Annotated in this window: 23 protein-coding genes and 1 riboswitch; of the genes, 10 read left to right on the forward strand and 13 right to left on the reverse strand. The window is 62.5% G+C overall.

Features of this window, described 5'->3' with window-relative positions:
- The first annotated feature begins 85 nt into the window (after positions 1 to 85).
- Positions 86 to 1,753 (forward strand): alpha/beta-hydrolase family protein, encoded by a 1,668-nt coding sequence (locus EV281_RS16410; protein ID WP_245508280.1) that lies wholly within the window; start codon positions 86 to 88, stop codon positions 1,751 to 1,753.
- A 40-nt stretch (positions 1,754 to 1,793) separates the two neighbouring features.
- Here EV281_RS16410 and EV281_RS16415 read toward each other — a convergent pair whose 3' ends face one another.
- The 8 genes from EV281_RS16415 to EV281_RS16450 form a co-directional block, all read right to left on the reverse strand.
- Positions 1,794 to 4,310, reverse strand: coding sequence for a hypothetical protein (locus EV281_RS16415; RefSeq protein ID WP_132654122.1), 2,517 nt, complete (start codon positions 4,308 to 4,310; stop codon positions 1,794 to 1,796).
- An 8-nt stretch (positions 4,311 to 4,318) separates the two neighbouring features.
- The gene (locus tag EV281_RS16420; protein ID WP_132654123.1) at positions 4,319 to 4,831 is read right to left on the reverse strand and encodes a hypothetical protein; all 513 of its coding nucleotides are present in this window, start codon (positions 4,829 to 4,831) and stop codon (positions 4,319 to 4,321) included.
- Positions 4,824 to 5,300 carry a hypothetical protein gene (locus tag EV281_RS16425; RefSeq protein ID WP_132654124.1) on the reverse strand — a complete coding sequence of 159 codons (477 nt, stop codon included), beginning with the start codon at positions 5,298 to 5,300 and terminating at the stop codon, positions 4,824 to 4,826. The genes EV281_RS16420 and EV281_RS16425 overlap by 8 nt, the downstream gene beginning before the upstream one ends.
- Complete coding sequence (locus EV281_RS16430) at positions 5,281 to 7,374, reverse strand: hypothetical protein (RefSeq protein WP_132654125.1); 2,094 nt, start codon at positions 7,372 to 7,374, stop codon at positions 5,281 to 5,283. Before EV281_RS16430 ends, EV281_RS16425 begins: the two co-directional genes overlap by 20 nt.
- A complete protein-coding gene (locus tag EV281_RS16435; RefSeq protein ID WP_132654126.1) occupies positions 7,367 to 8,002 on the reverse strand; it encodes a hypothetical protein in 636 nt (211 codons plus the stop codon). Before EV281_RS16435 ends, EV281_RS16430 begins: the two co-directional genes overlap by 8 nt.
- 331 nt (positions 8,003 to 8,333) lie before the next feature.
- Positions 8,334 to 8,897, reverse strand: coding sequence for a hypothetical protein (locus tag EV281_RS16440; RefSeq protein WP_132654127.1), 564 nt, complete (start codon positions 8,895 to 8,897; stop codon positions 8,334 to 8,336).
- A gap of 140 nt (positions 8,898 to 9,037) precedes the next feature.
- Entirely contained in the window at positions 9,038 to 9,835 is a 798-nt protein-coding gene (locus tag EV281_RS16445) for a class I SAM-dependent methyltransferase (RefSeq protein ID WP_132654128.1), read from the reverse strand.
- 111 nt (positions 9,836 to 9,946) lie between these two features.
- Positions 9,947 to 10,903: a LysR family transcriptional regulator gene (locus EV281_RS16450; RefSeq protein WP_132654129.1), complete on the reverse strand. Its 957-nt coding sequence runs from the start codon at positions 10,901 to 10,903 to the stop codon at positions 9,947 to 9,949.
- 131 nt (positions 10,904 to 11,034) lie between these two features.
- On the opposite strand from EV281_RS16450, the gene EV281_RS16455 reads away from it, so the two are divergent.
- From EV281_RS16455 to EV281_RS16470, 4 genes are read left to right on the forward strand one after another with little or no spacing between them, the layout of a single operon-like run.
- Positions 11,035 to 11,733 carry a nitroreductase gene (locus EV281_RS16455; protein WP_132654130.1) on the forward strand — a complete coding sequence of 233 codons (699 nt, stop codon included), beginning with the start codon at positions 11,035 to 11,037 and terminating at the stop codon, positions 11,731 to 11,733.
- Positions 11,734 to 11,750: 17 nt separating this feature from the next.
- Entirely contained in the window at positions 11,751 to 12,281 is a 531-nt protein-coding gene (locus tag EV281_RS16460) for a DUF4863 family protein (RefSeq protein WP_132654131.1), read from the forward strand.
- Between the two features lie 19 nt (positions 12,282 to 12,300).
- On the forward strand, positions 12,301 to 12,762 hold the full coding sequence (locus EV281_RS16465; protein ID WP_132654132.1) for a carboxymuconolactone decarboxylase family protein: 462 nt from the start codon (positions 12,301 to 12,303) through the stop codon (positions 12,760 to 12,762).
- Positions 12,763 to 12,769: 7 nt separating this feature from the next.
- Positions 12,770 to 13,420 carry an HD domain-containing protein gene (locus EV281_RS16470; RefSeq protein ID WP_132654133.1) on the forward strand — a complete coding sequence of 217 codons (651 nt, stop codon included), beginning with the start codon at positions 12,770 to 12,772 and terminating at the stop codon, positions 13,418 to 13,420.
- Between the two features lie 214 nt (positions 13,421 to 13,634).
- On the opposite strand, the gene EV281_RS16475 is transcribed toward EV281_RS16470, so the two are convergent.
- Positions 13,635 to 14,576 carry an AEC family transporter gene (locus EV281_RS16475; RefSeq protein WP_132654134.1) on the reverse strand — a complete coding sequence of 314 codons (942 nt, stop codon included), beginning with the start codon at positions 14,574 to 14,576 and terminating at the stop codon, positions 13,635 to 13,637.
- Positions 14,577 to 14,694: 118 nt separating this feature from the next.
- On the opposite strand from EV281_RS16475, the gene EV281_RS16480 reads away from it, so the two are divergent.
- Positions 14,695 to 15,663 (forward strand): LysR family transcriptional regulator, encoded by a 969-nt coding sequence (locus EV281_RS16480; protein WP_245508281.1) that lies wholly within the window; start codon positions 14,695 to 14,697, stop codon positions 15,661 to 15,663.
- Positions 15,664 to 15,752: 89 nt separating this feature from the next.
- On the opposite strand, the gene EV281_RS32005 is transcribed toward EV281_RS16480, so the two are convergent.
- On the reverse strand, positions 15,753 to 18,341 hold the full coding sequence (locus tag EV281_RS32005; protein ID WP_132654135.1) for an AAA family ATPase: 2,589 nt from the start codon (positions 18,339 to 18,341) through the stop codon (positions 15,753 to 15,755).
- Between the two features lie 169 nt (positions 18,342 to 18,510).
- Between EV281_RS32005 and EV281_RS16490 the strand changes: the two genes are divergently transcribed.
- The gene (locus EV281_RS16490; protein ID WP_132654136.1) at positions 18,511 to 18,786 is read left to right on the forward strand and encodes a DUF4242 domain-containing protein; all 276 of its coding nucleotides are present in this window, start codon (positions 18,511 to 18,513) and stop codon (positions 18,784 to 18,786) included.
- A 223-nt stretch (positions 18,787 to 19,009) separates the two neighbouring features.
- On the opposite strand, the gene EV281_RS16495 is transcribed toward EV281_RS16490, so the two are convergent.
- The 3 genes from EV281_RS16495 to EV281_RS16505 form a co-directional block, all read right to left on the reverse strand.
- Positions 19,010 to 19,297, reverse strand: a complete 288-nt coding sequence (locus EV281_RS16495) for a hypothetical protein (RefSeq protein ID WP_132654137.1) — start codon at positions 19,295 to 19,297, stop codon at positions 19,010 to 19,012.
- A gap of 81 nt (positions 19,298 to 19,378) precedes the next feature.
- Positions 19,379 to 19,600: a BON domain-containing protein gene (locus EV281_RS16500; RefSeq protein ID WP_165911904.1), complete on the reverse strand. Its 222-nt coding sequence runs from the start codon at positions 19,598 to 19,600 to the stop codon at positions 19,379 to 19,381.
- A gap of 17 nt (positions 19,601 to 19,617) precedes the next feature.
- Positions 19,618 to 19,944, reverse strand: a complete 327-nt coding sequence (locus tag EV281_RS16505) for a hypothetical protein (protein ID WP_132654139.1) — start codon at positions 19,942 to 19,944, stop codon at positions 19,618 to 19,620.
- A 305-nt stretch (positions 19,945 to 20,249) separates the two neighbouring features.
- Between EV281_RS16505 and EV281_RS16510 the strand changes: the two genes are divergently transcribed.
- The 3 genes from EV281_RS16510 to crcB all read left to right on the forward strand — a co-directional run bounded on the left by EV281_RS16510 (position 20,250) and on the right by crcB (position 21,381).
- Entirely contained in the window at positions 20,250 to 20,459 is a 210-nt protein-coding gene (locus EV281_RS16510) for a cold-shock protein (protein ID WP_132654140.1), read from the forward strand.
- Positions 20,460 to 20,583: 124 nt separating this feature from the next.
- A complete protein-coding gene (locus EV281_RS31175; protein ID WP_165911905.1) occupies positions 20,584 to 20,754 on the forward strand; it encodes a hypothetical protein in 171 nt (56 codons plus the stop codon).
- Positions 20,755 to 20,811: 57 nt separating this feature from the next.
- Positions 20,812 to 20,873: riboswitch (Fluoride riboswitch) on the forward strand.
- A gap of 76 nt (positions 20,874 to 20,949) precedes the next feature.
- Positions 20,950 to 21,381: a fluoride efflux transporter CrcB gene (crcB, locus tag EV281_RS16515; RefSeq protein ID WP_132654141.1), complete on the forward strand. Its 432-nt coding sequence runs from the start codon at positions 20,950 to 20,952 to the stop codon at positions 21,379 to 21,381.
- The last annotated feature ends 401 nt before the right edge of the window (positions 21,382 to 21,782 follow it).

Consider the following 21,782-nt stretch of genomic DNA (forward strand, 5'->3'; position numbering starts at 1 on the left):
GGATCTGCGTTCCCACATCGCGTCTAGATCGTATGCAGCGTCTGTCATAAAACAGGCTTGCAGCATTCGGCATGGTGCGAGGGCAATGATGCGATATCAGACGATCGTTTCCGTCAGGCCGCTTTCGTGGCCGGGTCTTTTCTTCGCGCTGCTTTGCCTGTGCCTGTCGCTCACGCCTAGCCTCATGCCCCGGTCGTGGTTCGTGCAGGGGGCTCTGTCGGGCACGAGTGCTGCGGTCGGTTATTTCTGCGGCGTCGTCCTCCAATGGCTCTGGATCTATCTCGAGATCCCGCCGTTCCGCTTCAGCCCTGGATGGGTCGTGCGATCGGTGGCTATCTTGGTTGGTGCGGCCATCGCCGCCGTGTTCGTGTGGCAGTCGTCATCCTGGCAGAATTCCGTTCGGGCACTGATGCAGCTTCCTCCCAATGCCACGATCGAGCCCTTCCTGCTGATCTTCACCGCAGCCGTCGTCTTCATCCTGCTCGTCGCGATCGGCCGGCTTTTCAAGATGATGGTGCTTGCGAGTTACGCTCGCGCCAGCCGCCTCGTTCCAAACAGGATCGCCGCCGTTGCCGCAATCGTGATTTCGGTCTTCGCCTTCTGGACGGTCGTCGACGGCGTGCTGTTCCATGTCGCGCTGCGGGTCGTCGATTCCTCCTTCCGGGAGGCCGATGCGCTGATTGACGACGATACGCCGATGCCCGACGATCCGGCCAAAACGGGCAGTGCGGCCTCGCTCGTCAACTGGGAGGAACTCGGACGGCGGGGCCGTCATTTCGTCGCTTCAGGTCCGACGCGGGAGCAGATCGGCGCATTCCTGAATTCACCCGCAAATGATCCCATACGGGTCTATGTCGGCCTCAACAGCGCAGACAGTGCAGAGGCGCGGGCAAGCCTGGCGCTCGCCGAGCTGAAACGCCAGGGCGCATTCGAGCGACCCTTCCTGATCATCGTCGTGCCGACGGGAACCGGCTGGGTCGATCCGCAAGCCCTGGATACGGTCGAATATCTGCTCCGCGGCGATGTGGCGAGCGTCGCGATCCAGTATTCCTATCTCAGCAGTTGGCTGTCACTGATGGTCGAGCCGGAATACGGGTCCGATACGGCAAGGGCGCTGTTTCGAGAAATCTACGGCTATTGGCGCACGCTGCCTCGCGATCATCGCCCGAAACTCTATCTGCACGGCCTCAGCCTCGGGGCGCTGAATTCCCAGTCCTCCGTCAATCTTTTCGAGGTATTTGACGATCCGTTCCAGGGGGCGCTGTGGAGCGGGCCGCCCTTTGCGAGTGGCACATGGTCCTATCTGACCGCAAATCGCAATCCGGGATCACCGGCCTGGCTGCCGCAATTTCGCGATGGCAGCATGATCCGGTTTTCCAATCAGTGGACGTCTGCCACCACTGCCGGTGCCGCCTGGGGGCCGGTGCGCATCGTTTTCCTGCAATATGCCAGCGATCCCGTAACCTTCTTCGACTGGCGGGCGCTTTATCGGGAGCCGGACTGGATGAAGGGGCATCGCGGCCCGGACGTGTCACCGCATTTTCAATGGTTTCCGATCGTCACCGCCCTGCAGCTTGGCTTCGACGCCATGATCGCCACCACGTCGCCCATGGGTTTCGGCCATGTCTATGCGCCGCAGCACTATATCGATGCCTGGCTGGCGGTCACGGACCCGCCGGGCTGGTCGCTTGAGGAGATCGAGCGGCTGAAGCGGCACTTCGAGAGCGCTCCGCCGATCGAAGTGAGCGATTGATCGAGACGGGTATTACCCGATGTTTTTCTAATGCATCAGCTCAGCGATTGAGCATAAATTGCTCATATTCATTCGCAATTTCGTCAGGCGTTGGCTGCTTGCCGTTACGTTTCTTCAGGTCCGCTTCGATCGCCAACCTCAAATCCCGCGGAATATCCTTGTACTGCACGGTGATGTCGTAGGTCGCGTCGTTGGCGCGGCTATTGGCTTCGAAGAAGTAGCCCGGCTGCTCGCTCGCCGGCAGGCCGCGGCCATGGGCGGGCGTGCTGATGACGATCGGCAGCAGCAGGCGGTTGATCATTTTCTGGATGTCGCTCTGGCTCGGATTCTGGCCCTTGTTGATCGTCTTGAACTCGTCCATCTGGTCGACCAGCATGGTCTGGAATTGGGCGGCGCGGCGGGGGGCATCCGCGGATGAGAAGAAGCCGGGATTGGGGTTGATGAGGCCGAGGCCTTCCAACTGCGGGCGGGCGAGCTCGAAGGCGGTCCTGAGGTCGAGGCTTTCGAGGCGGGCCTTGCGCTGGTCGGTAAGTGCCATCTGCCGCCAGCCCATGACCTTTTCCCAGTCCTTGTCGGAGAGCTTGGCGCGGTATTCGAAGAGGTCGGTGCCTGCGAAAGCAGCGGGATCGGTGGCGAATTGCGTCTGGAGATCGTAGAGGGTGTGTGGGTCCGTGGTCGGCTGGCCGTAGGCGTGGACCTTTTCCTTGTAGTCGAGAAGTGTCGTCATGCCGGCCGGGCCGAGGGTCTGTCGGATGTGGAGCGGCAGCTTCGTCGGGTCGAAATTGGGATCCGATATGACCTGGTTGTTGGCCCATTCCTGTACCTGGATGCGCTGAGCGTCGATCGCCTTCTTCTGCGAGATCACATAGCCGCTGAGCTGCGCTTCGGTGGCGGCGCGCAGGGCGGGGTCGGTGATCCGGTTGAGGCCCTCTTCGATCATGCGCAGGCCGTCGGGATTGTAGTTCGGCAAGGCCATCGTCTTGGCATCGACGATGCCGGATGTGCGGAAGCCGCTGACGCGGTTCGGGGCGTGGGCGGAAAGCGCGATTTCCCCCGCATGCCTGGGGTCGGGGCCGAAAACGAGGATGTTGCCGTCGGCATCGTAGCCGCGGAAGAAGCCGATAAGGCTCTTGTCGTCACTACCTTTGCCGCCATCGTTTGCGGCGCCACCTTGCTGTACCGGGCGGAGGACGACGATGTCGCCGGCGCGGGGTGTTTCGGTCGGCAGGCCGAAGCGGCGGAAGCTGTCGGCGTCAGCAGCAGCGCCTCTGATGGGACTGGTAAGCGCCGTCGTCGTGCCGAGGATGGCGCCGGCGACATGGGAAAGCCAGGGTTTGAGCGCGGGATCGACGGATGTGCCGGCGGCGTTCCTCACGAAGCCTGCGAGCGCGACATCGTCCTTCGCCTTGCCGGGAAAGGTGATTGCGCTTGCGACAGTGCGGAAATTTTCAGGGCCGCTCGGTTGGCGGGACGGACCTTCAGAGCCGGTGATTTGAGGTGCGGCGGCCGGTTGAGTGCCAGCAGCCTTGTTGCCACCGCTTGCGGCAGCCTTGGTCTCGAGGCCGCTGGTTTGTGGAGTGTTCGCTTTTGTGCCGGTATCGGCGGGATGGCTGGCGTTTCGCGCCTCGGTTTGAGGCGGGCGCTCGCCCGCCTCGCCGTTGCCTGCCTGCGCCTGCGGGGCGTCGGGCGAGGGCGCGGCGGCAGTGTTGGTATCCGGCGCGCCGGTATAGGTCGGCGGAAGATTGGCAATGATGTCTTCCGCGTTGCGCTTCGCCCGCTCGTCGGTGACGGCGGATTTCAGCGTGGCCAGCAGTTCGGTGCGGGCGGCGGGCAACAGCCTGTCGCCGGCGGCATTGACATATTGCTCGGCCTTGATAGGGCTTTCGGCCGCCAGCTTCAGTGCGATTTTCTTCGTCGTGTCGGAGATATATTGCGCAGTGTTCAGGTCGAGCTTCTCCTTGCTCAGGCCCTGCATCCGGCCGGCGTGCTGTATTTCGGTGACGCCCTTCTGGATGGCGGCATCGACCTTGGCCGGATCGTTGTAGACGGCGACGGCATCCTCGGCTGAGGACTTGATGCTCTTGCTGGACGTCTCGGCAAACCAGGCCTTGCGCTGGTCGAATGTGTGGCGGATCGTGCTGTCCAGCAGGGTTTTCATGCTGGCGCGGCTGGTCTCTTCATAGGTTCGGGCTGCACCCGGCGTCAGGCCCTTGCCGAATTCCGCGCGTTTCTGCTCGGCAAGCTTTTCGAAGGCGGCGCGGCCTTCCACGGCGGCGCGGCCGGTCAGCGTCAGAAAGCCGCTCTTGCCGTAGAGACCCTCGCGCTGCCAGTCGTCGAATTTCGTCTGGGCATCCTTGGCGGCGTTGGCATTGTCAAGTTCCTCGACTTTTACGACTGCATCGCCTAGCGTGCCCATGCCGCTGGCAAGGCCCTGCATGCCCTTGCCGATCGCAGCGCCGAAGGCTTCGGCATCGGCCTGCACGGTGAAGCCTTCGGTATATTCCGGGCGGAGCGCGACGTGCTGCTGCGTGTCCTGATAGGTCGGAACAGTCGGCATTCTTCACCTCACTTGATGTATCCAAGCGTTTTCGCCTGGGTGTAAACCTTGCCCGAGCCGCCGAGGATCGTGCCGACGGCATCGAGATAACCGCCCTTGACGGCGGCGTCGGCGCGCATGCGGTCCAGCTTGGCGCTCGCCAGCTGGTTGGTACCCTGCACCTTGTAGCCATAGGCTTCGCGATAGGCATTGGTGCGCACGTTCAGCGCATCGATCTCGCCCATCTTGGCAGTGTCGACGATCGTGTCGAGTGGCGAGCCGAAGGTGAGGTCCACGCCATTTGCGGCGATCGCGGCGCGCTGGCGGCCTTCGAGCTGCGCCGTCTGCAGGCGCTTTTGCTGCTCTTCCTGCTTGCCGCGCTCGATCGCGTCCTTTGCCTGCTTGTCGGCAATCTGCGCATTCATTTCGGCGACCTGGGCGTTGTATTTGTTCGCCTCCGCCGTCGCCTTCGCCTGCTGCACCTGGCCGGCGGCGCCGAGCAGCGTCGAGCCCAATGTCAGCGCCAGACCAAGATCACACATAGATTTCTCCCATCTCGAAGAGCCGGAATGGATGGCCGTTGATCTCCACCGGCTCGAACAGCCGAAAACCCAGCCATTCGAGCCAGCGGAGCGAGACCGTGTTGCGTGCATCCACGAAGTTTCTGAGCAAGCGATAGCGGCTCAACAGTTGAGCCGGCCAATCGCGCGATATCCGCAGGAAGGCGCGGAAGCTCTCCTCGACCGCATCCGTGCCGAGCAGCCAGGGGGCGCCGATGCCGGTCAGGATATTGATATCGCCGACACCCCACATCACTTCCGGCCGGCCATCGAAAAGAGCCGTCCAGGCAAGCGAGGAATGGCGGTGGGAGAAGGAAAGGGCAGACAGTGGCGAGCGACCCGAGGCGGCGAAGACTTCTTCGCGGTCGGCCTGGCGCATGCGTTCGGCGATGGTGCGGATATGGCCGGGTCTCGCAGGAATGATCGCAATCTCAGCGGCCAAGGGTGACATCCGGCATGATGGAGAGGATGGTCATCGGCAAGGGGTCGAACTGCTTCACCCACATGGCGCCGCTCGTGCTCCAGTCCCAATAGGGGGTGATGGTCAGATCGCCGGTATAGAGGCTGATCGCTTCGTTCCAGTTTTCGTTGCGGCGCTGCTTGTATTCCACCAGCACATTGCTGTCTCGCTCGCCATCGGCAGGACCGGTGAAGATGCCGCGGGTATTTTCTACCCGGAATGTCACTTCCGAGACGGATTTGGTGCGGCCCTGCACGGTGCCGAGACCCTGAATCTGCCCGACATCGAGATCGAGCGTTTCGATGGCCGCCGTCACCGGCAGGCCGATATGGATTTTCGAGGCGGCGTTCTGCAGGTTCACGCTGCCGCCGGATACGGTGAGATTGCGCACGACATTGCCGTCGGCGAGCGCCACGAGTGTTTGTCCTTCGAGATGGCCGAGGCCGGAGATGGTGGTGGCCGGCGGGCCGGAATAGGTCAGCCCGCAATCGACGAAGAAGGCGTCCTCGACATCATCGAAACCGCGGCTGTGCAGCCGTTCGATATAGCGCTTCTGAGTGCCGTTGATCGTGCGGCGGACGATGAAATACGGCACGTCCTCGCCATTCTCTTCGATAACGGTCACATCCTCGAAGAAGGCATCGGCACCGCTTTCATGGCGAGTCCAGGCCCAGACATCCTGCTCCTTCATGTAGGTGAGGGAGACCAGCGCACCGTCATCGAGCACCACCCAGACGACGGAATCAGGCGCCTGCGCATAATCCCAGGCCGATATCTCTCGGCCCTTGAAGAGGTGGCGAGCAAGGATGGTCAGATCCTTCCCCACATAGCTGTCCTGCGTATAGTCATAGGAGAAATCGCGCACCACGCCGCCAAGGCGCTGCGCAAAAAGTACGGTATTGCCGACGACGATCGGCTGCACGCGCGCCGCACCACGATAGCCCTGGTTGTCGAGCTTGATGGCGGAGGGCGAAATGGCATCCGCGGCCGAGCCGCCGGTGACGATCCATTCGGAACCTGATGTCAGCAGCAGCAGGCCGCGCACCGAGATCATCGAGCGGATCTCGTTCACCTGCCGAGCGCGGATGCGGAAGGTGACGGCATCGCTCGCCTTGGCGGGTGAAGAGACGCCGAAATTCTCGTAATTGGCGGATTGGCTCAGCCACACGGCCTGCGGATCGTTCAGTGTCGAGGCGAAGGCAAGCCGCTGCTCAATGAAGGTGACGCAGCGCGGATAGTTGCCCGCCGCATTGAACGGATTGCGGCCGCTCTGCGGCGTGTCGGAGAGATCGGGCGTGATGTTCTCGTCGTCGAAGGTGAGACCCGTCGTGCCGCCGACATAGCCGAAAATGCCGTTGTCATCACGATAGACGATGTAACGCGCCGCACCCGATACCGCCGCCCAGGTGACACGGTTGATGCCGCCCTGAATGGCGAGGTCGTTGACGACGGCGCCGGCGTTGGACGGCAGGCTTTCCTCGCCGCTGTCGGCGACGGCCGAGACGCAGTAACGGTACGTGGTGGCGACATAGCCGGTCTTGCCCGCGGTATCTCCGGGCTTGGTGACAACCGGTGTACCGGCCGGCGGATTGATCAGCGGCTTGAAGAGGACCGTCGTCAGCGTCCAGTTGTTGTCGGCGAGGCGGCCGAGTTTGCGCACGGGATGCTTGACGTGGCAGAGATAGAGAACATCGGCTTCCTGCACGAAGACGAGGTCCCGCAGGTCGTCGCCGGTATAGGCAGTCGCGACCTCGTAGGGTGCAGAGCCCGAGAGCACCAGCCCGCCGTCGCGGAAGATACGGATATATTGGTGGCCGAATTCGAGGATATAGGTCTGCTCGGTATTGAACTGGAAGCGGATCAGCCGGGCCTGTTTCGAACTGTCCTTGATCTCATGGATGAATTGCAGCCCCGCGCGGTTCGAGACACCGCCATGGGGATGGACGAAGACGTTCAGCGCCGTGCGCAAGCCGCTCTGGTATTTGGTGAGATCGACGCGGGCGCCGAGGGCCGGCGAGAGTTCACCGGCGGTGAAGGAGGGCTGGTAGGCGCGGAAATCAGCCATGGGCGCGCACCGCAATCAGCTCGCTGACGAAATTCTCGCTCGTGTGCCTCACCTGATTGGCTTCGGCCTGTTCGGCCGCCCGCTGGCTGCTCTCGGCAAGCGCCATCGCATCGGCGCGGATTTTCGGATCGCGGGTCAGCGGCATGGCGAGACGGACGGCGAGATGCCAGGAGAGCGCCTCGACGAAAAGCGGCGGATATTTCGTCGGGTCGGTCAGGCGGCAGGTATAGCGCAGCAGTGCCGGCGAGAGATCGCAATAGAGCCGGTCGCCCTCGAGCGCATAAGGGTATTGCATTTCGCGCCCCGCCTCGTCGAGATCGGGGTTGAGCGTTTCCGAGGGGATGGCTGTCTTTGCGGAATAGCGCGGCCTGATCCAGCGGATCTGCAGGCAATCGGCCGGCCGCGCATAGGAATGGCGCCAGACGCCGGGCTTGTCATTTTCCAGAGCGCCGAGCGCCAGCGTCTTGCCGGCCGCAGCCCAAGGAAAGGATTGCAACAGCACATCGCGGGTCTGCGCATAGAACTGATTGCAGGCGCGCGCTTCGGCGCTCTTCTCGGTGAGATCGTTGATATTGTCCTTGCCGATATTGGAAAGGGCGAGATTGCAGATAGAGACGACGGTAGCCATGAACCAACCTCTTGAGTTGGAGTAGGGCTAGCGTGCGGATGGTTGTTGGGGTGAAGTGGGGCGGAGGCGGGGAGCGGGTAGGCGAGGGCGCCGCGCACTGTACCGGGCGATGTGGCACACGCCCCAACCTCCCTCATTTCTGTGCTTGTCACAGGGATCAGCCGGTTTGCGCCCGTAAGCCGAAGGGCTATTTGGCGGAGCGGCAACCACCACAGTGATTGATTGCATCTCCTAAGGAAGAAAGTTTTTCCCGCCCAAGGGCTTGGGCGGGTCGGATTCCTATGACAAGCACGGGAATTGTGAGGAGAGAAGGGGCGGCCTCCCACTCAATTCATAGATAATCCCTCATGCGGCAAGTATATTTGCTGTAGGTGCCGTAATCCGTGATCCAGCCGTCGTCTTCTAGGTCCACACTCCGCCCAGATTCGGAAATGACTTCGAGATTCTTGCCGGTACGCTGCAGGATATTGTCGTGCACCGTCTTCGCCTTTTCCGGGAAGGTGAAGCTGTAGTGGAAATCGGACATACAGCCGCCGCCGGCCTTGAGGGCGTAGATCGGCAGGGTGAACTGGTTGAACCTGCTTCCGAAATATTCCCCGACCGTATTGACGACGACCGGTGGCCCTTCGTTTGAGGTGCAGGTCGCCGATATCCTGCTTTCCATGGCCTTCAAGCTTTGCCTCGTCGCGTCGGGCAGGGCGAGGTTGTTGATGAGCATTTCCTTGTCATCGGCATTGTAGGAAAGGCCGCCTTCGCCAAAGGAGCAATTGACAGGGTCGGGAAAGAGTGTTTCCGCCCATTTGTCCACGGCAATTCTCGACGTCGGAAGAAGAGCTGCAGTCGAGAAAAGCATTGCGACTGAAATGCCCTGAAGATTGAAAAGCAGTGACAACATCTATATTCACTCCGAGCCCCACATGCAGGTTGCACGACAGGCGCGAATATTCAACATGGATTTTCCAGCAAAGTGTCGGGAACTGATTTCCGTTGCGATGGTGCTCCAAACTTGTTGGGTGTCAGTGAAGGAGAGACCGCTCATCCCATCTTCCGGCTGATGAACAACCCCGTCTCCTTACCCACCTCAAGCACACCCCCGCCCGCCCGAAATGCCTCTGATATCGCCGCCCGAAATGCGGCAAGCTCCGCTTCGTTCGCCCGATCCCCCGGCGGATAGGAGGTCAGCGCCAGGAACACGTCCTCCGGCTCCGTGATCCGCATATGCGCCGGGTGCTCGGTCATGGTGACATTACCGAACTGCGCCTGCATCAGCCGTTCCGCCGTCTCATAGCCGAAGGCAGCACCCGCCGGGTCGTAGGGCGGGCTGCCGAACACCGTCGTCAGTTCGTACATGCCCCGCATATTGCCGGCCCCATTGGTGGTCACCGCAAGGTGACCGCCGGGCTTCAGCACGCGGTGCATTTCGGCAAGCGCCTGGGCCTGGTCGGCCACATGGTAGAGCATGTGCATGGCGATGACGGTATCGAAGGAAGCGTCTTCGAAGGGCAGGGCCGTGGCGTCGGCCTGCTGGCCCGTCACACCTGCGAAGCAGAGCGAGTGACAGCGTTCGAGCGCTTCCTGCAGCATGCCGGGAGAGAGATCGGCGAGTGTGAGGGCGAGATCGTCGGGAAGTTCATTCACCACAGAAGCCCAGAACCAGCCGGGGCCGCAGCCGACATCCAGCACTCGGTCGCCCGATTTGAGAAGCAGCTGCCTTGCCACCCAGGGAAACCAGCCGGTTTCGGCGATCGTATATTCCCGGTTCAGCCACCCGCGGGCGGCGAGTTTCTTGCTGTCGCTATATTGCTGCTCATTGCCTGTGGTGATGGATGACATGATCGGCTCCCCCCGCTTCCATCAATAGCAGATCAACGAATGCGGCGGGACGATCCTGCACCTTTATGGTGTGGCGGACAACTGCGATATCTCGCCTCTACAGCCGAGCTCCTAGAACGTGCTCACCGCCCGCGCGGCATCCTCAAGCTGAGCCCGTAACCAGACATGACCCGGCTCATGCCCAAGCCTGTTGTGCCACACCATCTGCACCGGCGTCGGCGGCGCGCTCCAGGGCAGTTCGGAAACTGCCACCGTGCCGGACCGCCGGAAGAGATCGGCAAGCCTGGCGGGGGCAATGGCGGCTGCGGAGGTTCCGGCCAGCAGCGCGGGCAGGGCGAGGAAATGCGGTTGGATGACCCTCAGATTGGGCGTCGCGCCGATTTTCGCGAGTTCGGCAACGAGCATAGCCCGGTCGAACATTTCCATGCGCCTTGTGAGGCCGCGTTCGGAAATCTGCCCGTCCTCGATGCCGCCGGCGGCCACGGCGAAAAGCGGCAGGGCTGCGAGCTCTTCGGCCGCGATGGGCCGGCCGGCCAAGGGGTGGTCGGGGGCGACGACGAGCACATCCCTCTCTTCGAACAGCAGCTGGGCGCGCAGGCGATAGGGAATGTCGAGGAAGGAGCCGAGCGCGACGTCGACGCGGCCGACATCGATCTGGGCGGTGAGATCGATGCGCGTCGCGGGCAGGATGGTCACGCCGGCATGCGGTGCAAGCGATGAGAGCGTGCGCAGGAAATGCGGCACCACGACCGCGGTCATATAGTCGGTCGCCGCGATGCAGAACTGCCGGGTAGAGGTCTCGGGCTTGAACTCCGGCGGGCCGATGGCGCGTTCGGCCGCGACCAGCGCATCGCGCACCAGCGGTGCCATCTCCGCTGCGCGTGCCGTCGGCACCATGCCGGCGGCGGTGCGCACGAAGAGCTCGTCGTTCAACAGCGCCCGCAGGCGCGCCAAGGCATGGCTGACCGCAGAGGGGCTCAGCGCAATCGCCTGGCCGGCGCGCAGCACGTTTCGCTCCCGCATGACGGCATCGAAGACGAGGAGAAGATTGAGGTCCAGGTTTTTCATCAGTCGCGTCCGGTGGAGAGCCGATGCGGCCATAATGCATGCCATGCATTTTCATATTGTCAACATTGCACTTCCTGAAACGGCTCCCGCGGCGGATGATCCCGCATGAAGAGAGTGATGGAGGCCTGGTGATGAGCCGCGACCCAGCCAATACAATCCTGACCGTCGATCGCGTCATGCGTGGGCGCTTTGCCAATCGGTTCTTTCTCGACCGTTCGGTCGAGCTTGAGACGGTGCGGCAGATCATCGAGGTCGCACGCCATGCCGGAACGGGTGCCAACGTGCAGCCCTGGCATGTGCATCTCGTGGCCGGCCAGGTGAAGGCATCGCTCATCGAGGCGCTCGGCCATGCGCATGAGACGGAGGCGCACGCCCATACGCCCGAATACAAATACCTGCCCGACGATCTGCCGGAGCCTTATGCCTCGCGCCGGCGGGAATTCGGGGCCGTCTTCTACGGCTCGCTCGGCATCGCGCCCGACGACAATGCCGCGCGCGCCAGGAATACCGCCCGGAACTACCGGTTTTTCGATGCGCCTGTCGGCCTGATCTTCACGATCGACCGGCGGCTGGAGAAGGGAAGCTGGCTCGATCTCGGCATGTTCATCCAGAACATCATGCTGGCGGCGGGTGCGCGCGGCCTCGATACGTGCGCGCAGGAATTCTTCTCCCGCTATCACGCCGTCATCCGCCGAGAGCTTTCGCTCAGCGCCGAGGCCATGGTCGTCTGCGGCATGTCGATGGGTTTTGGCGATCCGCAATGGGCAGACCGGCGCCCGCATATGCCGAAGGCCGATGTCGATGACATCGCCTCGTTTCACGGCTTCTGAACACAGGAGGAATTTCCATGACCGAACGTGATGCATTGATCGACACGGCAATCCGTTTCATCGAGGAGATCAAGGACAAGACGCCGGGCGCTGCAATGGAGCGCTGGCTGAACGAGACGCACGGGCCGGGCAGCCCGCTCTATGAAGATCTGGCGCGCCGCGTGCGCCGCGGCGTCGAAGAGGGCTGGGCCGCCAATATCGAGATTGCAGGACGGCACTACCGCCGCAGCCGGTTGCTCGAGCCCTGCGAGCGCTCGCATTATTTCAGCCTGACGACCGTCTATATGGACAGCCGCGCCGGAACTCCGGAACCCGAAAGGGTCTTCAGGGGCGATTATCACCTGCATCCCTATGGCGAATTCAATCTCGTCGTGCCGCTGGAAGCCGGCGCCGAGCTGATGGGGCCGCTCGGCTGGCGTCATGCCGGATGGACTGCGCCGGCACCCGGCAGCCATCACTATCCCGAGGCAAGGGGTGGAGCGCTGATCGCCTTCTTCTTCCTGCCGTCGGGGCGCATTTCCTACGACATCGAAGCGCCGCGCGCATGAGCACAAGAGGAGAATATCGATGACACAAAGACTGGATTACAACGCGGCCTCGCCTGCCGGGGTCAAGACGCTCGTCGGCGTTTACGGTTATATTTCCCGCTCCGGATTGGCGAAATCGCTTATCGATCTCGTCTACCTGCGCGTCTCGCAGATCAATGGCTGCGCCTATTGCATCGACATGCATTCCCGCGATCTGCTGAAGGAGGGGCTCGATATCGAAAAGCTGGTCCTGCTGCCGGTCTGGCGAGAGGGCGGGGCCTTGTTCACCGATCGGGAGCGTGCCGCGCTCGCATGGGCCGAAACGGTCACTCGCGTGGCGGAGACCGGTGTTCCCGAGGCGGAATATGCGGCAGCCGCAGCCGTTTTCGATGGTCAGCAGCTGACCGATCTCACGATCGCGATCGGCCTGATGAACGCCTATAATCGGATGGCAATCAGTTTTCGCGCACCGCCTGCCGCGGTCGCTGCCTTGAAGGGCTGATCCAGCCATGAGCGATATTTCCGGAGTAAAGATCCCCGACAGCAAGCTGGCGCGCGATGTCACGCAGTTCATCCGCGACACCGAAGACGACCTGCTGTTCTTCCACTCCAGCCGGGTGTTCTTCTGGGGTGCGCTGACGGGGGAGCAGAAGAAGCTGCCATTCGATGCCGAACTGCTCTACGTCGCCTCGATGTTCCACGATCTCGGTCTCACCGCAGGCTATCGCGACAGCAAGTTTCGCTTCGAGGTCGATGGCGCCAATGCCGCGCGGGATTTCCTGCGCGCCTATGACATTGCGCAGGCCGATATCGACAAGGTCTGGAACGCGGTGGCGCTGCATACGACGCCTGGCATTCCCGAACATATGCAGGCGGAAATATTCCTGGTGCAGGCCGGTGCCGGCATGGATGTCGCCGGCCGGGGATATGAAGGCTTCACCGATCGGCAGCGCGAGGCGGTCATCCGCACATATCCGCGCGGCGCCGGTTTCGAACATGCCATGATCGATGCCTTCTACGACGCCATGAAAGAGCGGCCGATGACGACCTTCGGCACGTTTAACGATGATTTCCTGGCCTTCAAGGACCCGCATTTTCAGCGTGGGGATCTCTGCTCGATCATCCTTCATTCGCCGTGGCAGCATTGCGACGCACATTGACACGCGCTTCCGGTGGGTGATTGTCCCTGCTGCCGCCAGCTGCTAGGTCACCCTCTCGGCCATTACCGGCTCTGAAGGAGACATCGTGAAGAACCCGATCTTTCTCGTCATCATGAGCATTTTCCTGCTGGTGGCGATTGCCGGCCTTGCCATTAGTTCCGCCCGGCTGATCGGGCTGTTCTAGGCTAAGCACAACCAGTTTTTCCCCATAGGCTCAGTGCCCGGCCACGGCGAGATAGGCCGAGATCGTCAGTACCGAAAGCATGGTGGAGGCAAGCACGACGCGGCCGGTCAGGCTTGCTTCGCGGCCATAAAATTCCGCCAGCATGAAGGGGCCGGTGCCGGTGGGCAGGGCTGCGAGCAGCACGGCGGTGTGGGTTGCGGAAGCCGGCAGGTTGAGAAGCGGGGCGGCGATGAGCCAGGTGACGACGGGCTGAGCGATCAGCTTCAAGCCGACCAGTATGCTTGTGGTCGTCGCCCGCGCGCTTGCCTCGCCGGCCTTGGTTCCGGCCAGAAACAGGCCGAGCGCGATCAGTGCGCAGGGCGAGGCGGCGCCGCCCAAGAGCTTCAGGAAGGCATGCGCGGGCGCAGGCAGCGAAACGCCCGAGAGCATGACCAATGCGCCGAGGGCGGGTGCGACGAGCAGCGGGTTTTTGGCGAGCGAGCGGGTGGTCTTGAGGGCGATGTCGCGCCGCCGGGTTTCGGATTGCAGCCCGCCTTCGATGAGGATTATGGCGACGGCGAAGAGCACGCAGACGGTGAGAATGGTGGAGATCAGCGTCGGCGCCATGCCGGTGTCGCCGATCAGTGACAGGACGAGCGGAAAGCCGATGAAGCCGGTATTGGCATAGCTCGCGTTCAGCCCGTCGATCGCCGCATCGGCGAGATGCCGGCCTTTGGCGACTCGCCAGCAGAGCGTGGCGCCGAAGATGACCGCGCAGCCGGCGGTAAACGCCAGAATGAAGCCCGGCTGCCAGATCTCGGCGGGCCTGGCATTGGCCATGATGTCAAAGAGCAGCGCCGGCAGGGCAAGATAGACGACCAGCCGGTTGACCTCGCGCGTGGCGTTTTCGCCAAGCGCCCCGGTCTTCCGGGCAATCCAGCCGGCGAGGATGAGGGCAAAGATCGGCAGGACAATCGAGAAGTTCGTCAGCATTCGGGGAAACTCGGGCAATTCGGCGCGGCTCGCGATCGGGAGCGATCCTTGCCTAGATCATGCGATCAAGATAATCCAATGTCATCTGGGATGCTGATTGATACTTCTGAGGTATCGAGTGGATACACGCCACATGCGCTATTTCGTGGCGCTTGCCGAGACGCTGCATTTCGGCCACGCGGCAGCGCGCATGAACATGAGCCAGCCGCCCTTTAGCCGGCAGATATCGGCCATCGAGAAGCGGCTCGGGGTCAGGCTCGTCGAGCGCAACTCGCGCAGTGTGGCGCTCACGCCGGCGGGGCAGCATTTTCTTGCCGATTGTCGCGCCGTGCTGGAACGGTTCGATGCCGCCTGCCGCGATGTGCAGCTGGTTGCCAGCGGCATGAAGGGCGAACTGAAGTTCGGCTTCATGATGCATGCCGCCCATAGCGTCGTCCCGGCGCTGGTGCGGCTTTACTCTCAGGCGCGGCCGGATGTGCGGCTGATCCTGGAGGAGCGCATACCCACCGATATCGAGGAGATGCTGACGGAGGGAAAGCTCGATGCCGCCGTCACCTTCGGCGGCGGCCCGGCGCCGCATCTGCGGACATTGCTGCTTGCCCGCGACCGGCTGTGCCTGATCGTGCCGGCAGGCCATCCGCTGGCTAAGGCCGAGGGCATCGGCCCGCAGGCTCTCGCCGGCGAAAAGCTGATTGCCGCGCCAGCCACGGTGGCGCCGACCTTGCGCTCGGCAATTGCCACTTACTGCGCTGCTGGCGATGTCATCCCGCATTTCGCCTTCGAGCCGCGCCTGCAGCACACGATCATCCGGCTGGTGCAGGAGGGTCTGGGGGTGGCGCTGATCCCGCAATCGCTGTGCAGCGATCTGGCCGAACGGGTGGTTGCGCGGGCGATTGAGGATGCGCCCGAGTTTGATGTCGTGCTTTGTGCCTCACGGACGGCGAGGAGCCCCGCGGTGCCGGAATTGTTCGAGGTGGCGGGGCGGGCGATCAAAGACCCCGCCCCAAAGGGGGAGGGGCTTAATCCGCCGCACCGGCTTTGCAGAACTTCGACGTTTCGGGAAAAGCAAGGCGGCGCCCCAGGTTAGTCCCTCCCCCTTGTGGGGAGGGGTGGGGAGGGGTCTTTGCTCGCTTTCCTCATGAACTGCCATGATGAGGAAAACGGTCATCGCCCAATCTACCCAAGCAACCCCAGCCTTCGTCCCTCGGCAGCCGCCTGGCCCCTGGATTTCGCGTTCAGCTTCGCCAGGATCGAGGAAATATGGTGATCCACCGTTTTTGCCGAGACGAACAGCTGCGCGCCGATTTCGGCATTCGACCTGCCTTCGTCGATCAGCCGCAGCACGTCCATTTCCCGTGTCGTGAGGCCGGCGGCGTTGGCCTGGGTGCTGGCTCTCGGGCCGCGCGTGGCGAGCCGGCCGCTGCGTTTGCGGATCATGTCCTTCACGTGGGTGACGACGGTGGTGGCGCCGAGGGTTTCCAGCGTCGCCAAGGCCCGGTAGAGCGCGTCGCTGTCGCCGTCGAGCAGGGCGAGCGCAGCCAGATAGGGCGCGCGGCGATCCGTCCAGATATCGGCGGCTTCCTGCCATCGGCCTTCGAGCATGGCGGTCACGGCGGCGTCGCCATTCCTATTGTCAGGCGCAAGGCCGGGTTCGCCGAGAATATGCGCCCAGAAGCCGATCGTCGAACCGGGCGCATCGTCGCTGCAGAGGGAGGCTGCCTGCCGCAGGGCGGCCAGCGCCGCATCACGGTCGGCGAGGCCGAGCCAGGCGCGCTCGGCCATCAGCGCGGCATGGGCCGACAGGCGCTGAAATTCGAACGTGTTTGCCAGGAATTTTTCCATTTCCTGCAGCAGCGCGTCCGCGGGTTCGCCGCGCCGGGTGCGGAGTGTCGCCAGCGCAACGAGCGAGGGATAGCGCGACAGGGCCGGGGCGTTCTGATTGTCGACCACGGCTTGCGCTGCTGCGGCTGCCTCTTCCCAGCGGCCGAGGAAGGTCAGAAGTTCGGCAAGCTCGCCGCGCATATAATCGCGCCACGTATCCAGGTCGTGCTCGATGCAATAGGCAATGCCGCGCGTCAGCACGTCTTCGGCGGCAGCGGCCGCATGAAGCTGGATTTCCACCCAGGCGCGGTTGGTGAAGGCGCGGGCGATATGTTCCTGAAAGCCGTGATCGAGGGCGATCGCTAAGGCCTCTTCCAGCGTCTGCCGGGCGCGGTCGGGATCGCGCCAGCAGATGGCGGTGCCGACATTGTTGAGCGCATGGCAGAGCACCTCGGGCCGGGCAACATCTTCCGCCGTCATCAGGGCGATGGCGCGCTCGCCGTAGAAGGTGGCCGTTTCGGCATCACCTGCCAGCATGCCGAGCTGCGACAGGTTGGAATAGCCCATAGCGAGCTCGGCAGGGGCGTTCGCCTGCTCCAGCACCTCGACTGCCTCGCGGCCGAAGGCATCGGCGCCCTTGCGGTCTCCGGCGAGGTAGCTCAGTCGTGACAGCCAGCGCATGTTGTCGCCGATATGCCTGATATCACCGAGGGACCGGTAGAGCGAAAGCGCGCTCGTCTGCGCGGCAATGGCGCGCTCCATCTGGCCGGTCAGGTGGCATTCGAAGGCATAACCCTCATAGAGGCAGGCGCGCGCGGCATCGCCCAACGCACCGGCATGGGCGAGCGCCAGTTCGTAGTGGCGAATGGCCTGCCGGTGGGCACCCAGCCTTCCGGCCTCGGCTGCCGCCTTCGGTGCGAGTTCCGAGATCGCAGCGATGTCCTGCGCCTCGTTGGCATGGTGGACCATACGCGCCACGGACGCATCGCCGCTTTGACGGAAATAGGCGAGCGCCCGTTCGTTCAGCCCACGGCGGCGAAGCGGCGGCAGCGATTGCTCGATCGCCTGTCTGGCGATCTCGTGGCGGAACATGAACAGGTCACCAGCCGGGACCAGAAGTCCGCAGGCGACGCAGGCCTCCAGTGCCCTGCGGGCGTTTTCGCCGCAGATCGCTTCGATCAGCTCAGGGGCGAAGGCATCGGGCGAGGTGGAGGCCGCACACAGCACCGCCCTGTCTGCCTCCGAAAGCGTATCGGCCCGCGCCAGCACGGCATCGCGGATGGTTGTCGGCAGCCGGTCGCGGCTGGCGGCATCGACGAGTTCGCTGACGAAATAGGCGTTGCCGCCGGTGGCGGAAAAAATCGCCTCGCCATCGAGGCCTTCCTGCTGTGCCAGCTCCAGCACGGAGGCTTTCGAAAGCGGCGGCACGTCGATGCGCAGCCAATGGGCCGGCGGGATGTCGGCAAGCAGCCGGCGCAATCGCGTCTGGCCCGGCGTATCGTCGTTGCGCGCTGTGAGGACCGGCAGAAGACAGGTGTTGCGGATGCGGCGGCCGATATAGCGGATCAGGTTCAGCGTGGCGTCATCCGCCCAGTGAATATCCTCGATGACGAGCAATGTCGGCTGGCGATCGGCTGTCAGGAGATCGAGCACTTCGGAGAAGAGGGAAATCCAGTTGCCGGCCGACACGCGCGTCAGCTTCCAGCGCGCCTCCCGCGCAATGTCGCGCCAGGGGCCGAGCGGCTCGGCTGTGCCGAAATTCTCGCACGCACCTGATAGCACGCGTGTACCCTCGGGCACGGCGCGGGAAAAGGCTGCCGCGAGCGAGGACTTGCCGGCGCCTGCTTCCCCTTCGAGCAGGACGACGCGGCTCTCGCCGTCGGCGGCTTCGCGCAACAACGACTGCAGATGATCGAGAATGGGCGCGCGCTCGATTAGTCGCATCGCGGATTATTGCCAGCATCCCCAGCGGCTGGAAATAGCAGCGTGCCAAAATAGGGCAGCGAGGCCTAAGAAAATGGGGAGATATCCCGATGTGCAGACCGGCTCGCAGGCATAGCGTGCATCCCGTCAATGCCAATGCCAACGAGGCCAGAGCGAACAGGAGGTCGCCATGCCGAAATATCTCATCGAACGGAACGTTCCCGGTGCAGCCAAACTCACGCCCGAGCAGCTGCGGGAGATTTCCGCCACGTCCAACAAGGTCGTCGCCGGCCTCGACCGTCCCTATAACTGGATCACCAGCTATGTCGCCGGCGACAAGATCTATTGCGTGCACGAAGCCGACAGTGCCGAAACCGTTTACCGCCACGCCCGCGAGGGCGGCTTTCCAGCCGATCTGGTGACGGAGATTGCCTCGGAGATCGGCCCGCAAACCGCACGCGCCTGAATACACGCGCCTGATTACCCGCGCTTGGCCGTTTGCGAGGGGCAGCGACCGGCGCTCGCCTCGTTCCCTCCTCGGACGAGTTCGGGGAGGGGATGGGGGAAGGGCTTTGCGACGGCGGCTTTTGGGGCACGCGACACGCAGCAAGTTCTGTGATTGTGAGCGCAGGTTTGATCTCATGCAGGTCATCGATGTGATGCAGTGCCGGCTGGCTTAAGATCCAATGTCAGCAGAAGTCCGTGCGGGCAGATGCTGTGGCGCCTGGAGATCGGGATTGCAGGCGGGAGAGCAGGCGCAGCGCCGCGGAGACGGCGAGATTGGCGAACGCCGTGTCGCTGGCGGAAATCTGTTCGCGGCAGGTCTTCAGCTGTCCCGAGATTTCGCCGATTTCGGCATGCAATGAGGCATTGCCGGCGGTGGCCGCGTTGGATGAGGCCACGGCAAGGTGTGCGATCAGCAGATCGACGATGGTGAGGCGTTCTTCCTGCGGGATGGATTCGAATGGTACCGGCATGGTGTTTCTCTGTGCTGAGGAAAGATGCTGCGCCGAGCCGGCCAGGTCAGAGCGAACAGGAGAGTTCGTTTAAAACGTGCCTCACGCCACCGACGCCCCATGCACGTCCGCCGCCCGCTCGATCTGGGTGTAGAGCGGCACCCATCCTGCAAGGGTGACGTCGCCGTCATGCGCCGATACGAAGATATAGGTCGCATCTATATCGCCTGCGCGGTGAAGCGATGCCGAGACTTCGGATTCCAGATCGGCCGCATTGGCCGGCCTCGAATGCACAAGCTGCAAATGCCTTTCACGCACGGGCATATCCGTCCTCCTGCGCATCACACTGCCGGCGCGGTGTTGCCCGGCGGCAGGCCTTGGATCGCAAAGCGGCGCTTGACGAATGGATCGGCGACGCCGGGATAGTCGCCGGCGTTCTGAAGCGCTGCCATGAGGATCGTTTCATGGCGGATGCCGCTATCGAACAGCGAAAGGAGTTGTGCTGCAGCGTGCCCGAACAATTTCGGCTCGGCAGCCTGGTCATATCCGGCTCGATCGAGCATACGGATCAGCAGGTTCACATCGTCGTTATCAGGCACGGTTTCGTCGGCCGAAGATATCGGGATTGGGGACATCGGAACTGGATTTAGCGGGGTCGCGGAAGACATTCAGTCCTCCTTCCGGTCGGGGCCAGGGTGTGGATGCCCTTAACCAACAGCGCCCGTGAAAATGGCTGCTGACACGGGCACCATGCGCCCTTTTGCGCGCCTCCACAATAGCCGCCAAATTAATAAAAATAAAATATACCTTGTTCTGAACACAAATGATCCCTATGTTCTGCAAATCGAATTTGCTTCGTCAGCTTCGTTTCTGCGCAAAATGCGCATTGGCTAATCTTTCCTCTCAAGCTCGACCACTTTATCGCCTGCACATAGCGGGCTTGGTAATTCTTTGCGATTGAAAGGAAATCGTTATGAATACTGGTATCGTTAAATTCTTCAACACGGCCAAGGGCTTTGGTTTCATTTCGCTGGTCGACGGCTCGCCGGACGTGTTCGTTCACATTTCGGCTGTCGAACAGTCCGGCATGACCTTCCTGCGTGAAGGCCAGTCGGTCAGTTTCGACCTGGTGCGGGATTCCCGCAGCGGCAAGAACGCCGCGCAGAACCTCGCTTCTGCATAATCAATTGGTTCGCACCTCGCTTTGACCACGGATGTACTGGCACTGCGGTTATGCGAACCCTGGAAAGGTCGGGCTTGCCCCGGCCTTTTTGTTTTCAAGCCCCGTTCTGTTCTGGAGAAAAACAATGACAAAGACAGATGCTGCGACAATTCTTAGACGTGCCGCGCGCCAGGTGGTCAACACCAGCGGCGGCGGACACCTGGGAGGCACCAATTTCGGCCAGGCCTTCGACGCGAAGACATCTTCCGCCAAAGACAAGAGCGACAGAACCCGCAGGCCGCCGCGCGGGAAATAACAGCCTGAGGGGTGGTCGCTCTCCCCTTGCCATTCCACGGCAGTTTGCGCTATAGATCACCCCGATGGGGATGGAGTACCCCCGAAACCGCCCTCAAGGCTGATGACTCCTACCGTGTGCAACCGCGGTGGGAATCTGTCCGGAACCCGCTGCAGGCGGGTTTTTTGTTGCCCGCCCGAGATTTTTGGAGCGAGCATGTCATTTTATACTTGTCTCATCGTCATGGCCGGCGGCGCGCTCGGCACTTTCGCCCGCTACGCCGTCTCTATTCTTGCTATACCCATCAGCCGGGGTTTGCCCTGGGGCACGATCATCATCAATATCACAGGTTCGCTGGTGATCGGTTTTTTCAGCACGCTGACACTCGCCAGTGGTCGCTTCCCGATTTCCGATAACATGCGCCTTTTCGTGATCGTGGGCTTCTGCGGCGGCTATACGACCTTCTCTTCCTTCAGCCTGCAGACGCTCGAGCTGTTGCGAATGGGTTCCGTCGTGCGGGCCTGCATCAATGTCGCGGCTTCGATCGTGCTCTGCATCGGGGCAGTGGCCGTCGGCCATTTCGTCGCGACGTGGATAAACAGCGGCGCACCTGATGTGGCGCAGGCGGTGATCGAGGAGCAGGTCTGAGATAAGGAGGCACAGGAGGGGCGTGCCGACGATCAAGCCGGTCTGTCCTTCCAGCCGGGAAAGATATCGTCATCGTCCGAAAGGCACGGGACGCAGATGCAATCGATCCGCCGGGTATGGCGGTCCGGCGGATCGAGCGGCCGTTAATCCCTGTCGCAGTCGGGGCGAGCTATGACAAGGGGTTCACGGATCGATTTTCCGTCGGCATCTCTGCCTGCGGGAAAACCCATGACAGGAGCGATCGATCCACCGGGTATGGCGTCCCGGCGGATCGACCGACCGTTAAATCCCGGTCGTGGTCAGGGCTGAGTGCGACAGGGGTTCACGGATCTCATCAATTTTACCGTCGGCATCACCGACGCCGAGGTGGTCTTGGCCTCGGCGAAGACTACCGAGCTCCG

This window comes from Rhizobium sp. BK418 (genome assembly GCF_004341105.1).
Taxonomy (GTDB): Bacteria; Pseudomonadota; Alphaproteobacteria; order Rhizobiales; family Rhizobiaceae; genus Rhizobium.

Excerpts from the sequence above, each read along its gene's own strand:
- EV281_RS16435 (WP_132654126.1), bottom strand. The coding sequence starts at position 8,002 with ATGGCTACCGTCGTCTCTATCTGCAATCTCGCCCTTTCCAATATCGGC.
- EV281_RS16420 (WP_132654123.1), bottom strand. The coding sequence starts at position 4,831 with ATGTGTGATCTTGGTCTGGCGCTGACATTGGGCTCGACGCTGCTCGGC.
- EV281_RS16410 (WP_245508280.1), top strand. The coding sequence starts at position 86 with ATGATGCGATATCAGACGATCGTTTCCGTCAGGCCGCTTTCGTGGCCG.
- EV281_RS16455 (WP_132654130.1), top strand. The coding sequence starts at position 11,035 with ATGAGCCGCGACCCAGCCAATACAATCCTGACCGTCGATCGCGTCATG.
- EV281_RS16460 (WP_132654131.1), top strand. The coding sequence starts at position 11,751 with ATGACCGAACGTGATGCATTGATCGACACGGCAATCCGTTTCATCGAG.
- EV281_RS16510 (WP_132654140.1), top strand. The coding sequence starts at position 20,250 with ATGAATACTGGTATCGTTAAATTCTTCAACACGGCCAAGGGCTTTGGT.
- EV281_RS16475 (WP_132654134.1), bottom strand. The coding sequence starts at position 14,576 with ATGCTGACGAACTTCTCGATTGTCCTGCCGATCTTTGCCCTCATCCTC.
- EV281_RS16505 (WP_132654139.1), bottom strand. The coding sequence starts at position 19,944 with ATGTCTTCCGCGACCCCGCTAAATCCAGTTCCGATGTCCCCAATCCCG.
- EV281_RS16425 (WP_132654124.1), bottom strand. The coding sequence starts at position 5,300 with ATGTCACCCTTGGCCGCTGAGATTGCGATCATTCCTGCGAGACCCGGC.
- EV281_RS16450 (WP_132654129.1), bottom strand. The coding sequence starts at position 10,903 with ATGAAAAACCTGGACCTCAATCTTCTCCTCGTCTTCGATGCCGTCATG.
- EV281_RS16500 (WP_165911904.1), bottom strand. The coding sequence starts at position 19,600 with ATGCCCGTGCGTGAAAGGCATTTGCAGCTTGTGCATTCGAGGCCGGCC.
- EV281_RS16495 (WP_132654137.1), bottom strand. The coding sequence starts at position 19,297 with ATGCCGGTACCATTCGAATCCATCCCGCAGGAAGAACGCCTCACCATC.
- EV281_RS16490 (WP_132654136.1), top strand. The coding sequence starts at position 18,511 with ATGCCGAAATATCTCATCGAACGGAACGTTCCCGGTGCAGCCAAACTC.
- EV281_RS16430 (WP_132654125.1), bottom strand. The coding sequence starts at position 7,374 with ATGGCTGATTTCCGCGCCTACCAGCCCTCCTTCACCGCCGGTGAACTC.
- EV281_RS16470 (WP_132654133.1), top strand. The coding sequence starts at position 12,770 with ATGAGCGATATTTCCGGAGTAAAGATCCCCGACAGCAAGCTGGCGCGC.
- EV281_RS16440 (WP_132654127.1), bottom strand. The coding sequence starts at position 8,897 with ATGTTGTCACTGCTTTTCAATCTTCAGGGCATTTCAGTCGCAATGCTT.
- crcB (WP_132654141.1), top strand. The coding sequence starts at position 20,950 with ATGTCATTTTATACTTGTCTCATCGTCATGGCCGGCGGCGCGCTCGGC.
- EV281_RS32005 (WP_132654135.1), bottom strand. The coding sequence starts at position 18,341 with ATGCGACTAATCGAGCGCGCGCCCATTCTCGATCATCTGCAGTCGTTG.
- EV281_RS16465 (WP_132654132.1), top strand. The coding sequence starts at position 12,301 with ATGACACAAAGACTGGATTACAACGCGGCCTCGCCTGCCGGGGTCAAG.
- EV281_RS16445 (WP_132654128.1), bottom strand. The coding sequence starts at position 9,835 with ATGTCATCCATCACCACAGGCAATGAGCAGCAATATAGCGACAGCAAG.
- EV281_RS16415 (WP_132654122.1), bottom strand. The coding sequence starts at position 4,310 with ATGCCGACTGTTCCGACCTATCAGGACACGCAGCAGCACGTCGCGCTC.
- EV281_RS31175 (WP_165911905.1), top strand. The coding sequence starts at position 20,584 with ATGACAAAGACAGATGCTGCGACAATTCTTAGACGTGCCGCGCGCCAG.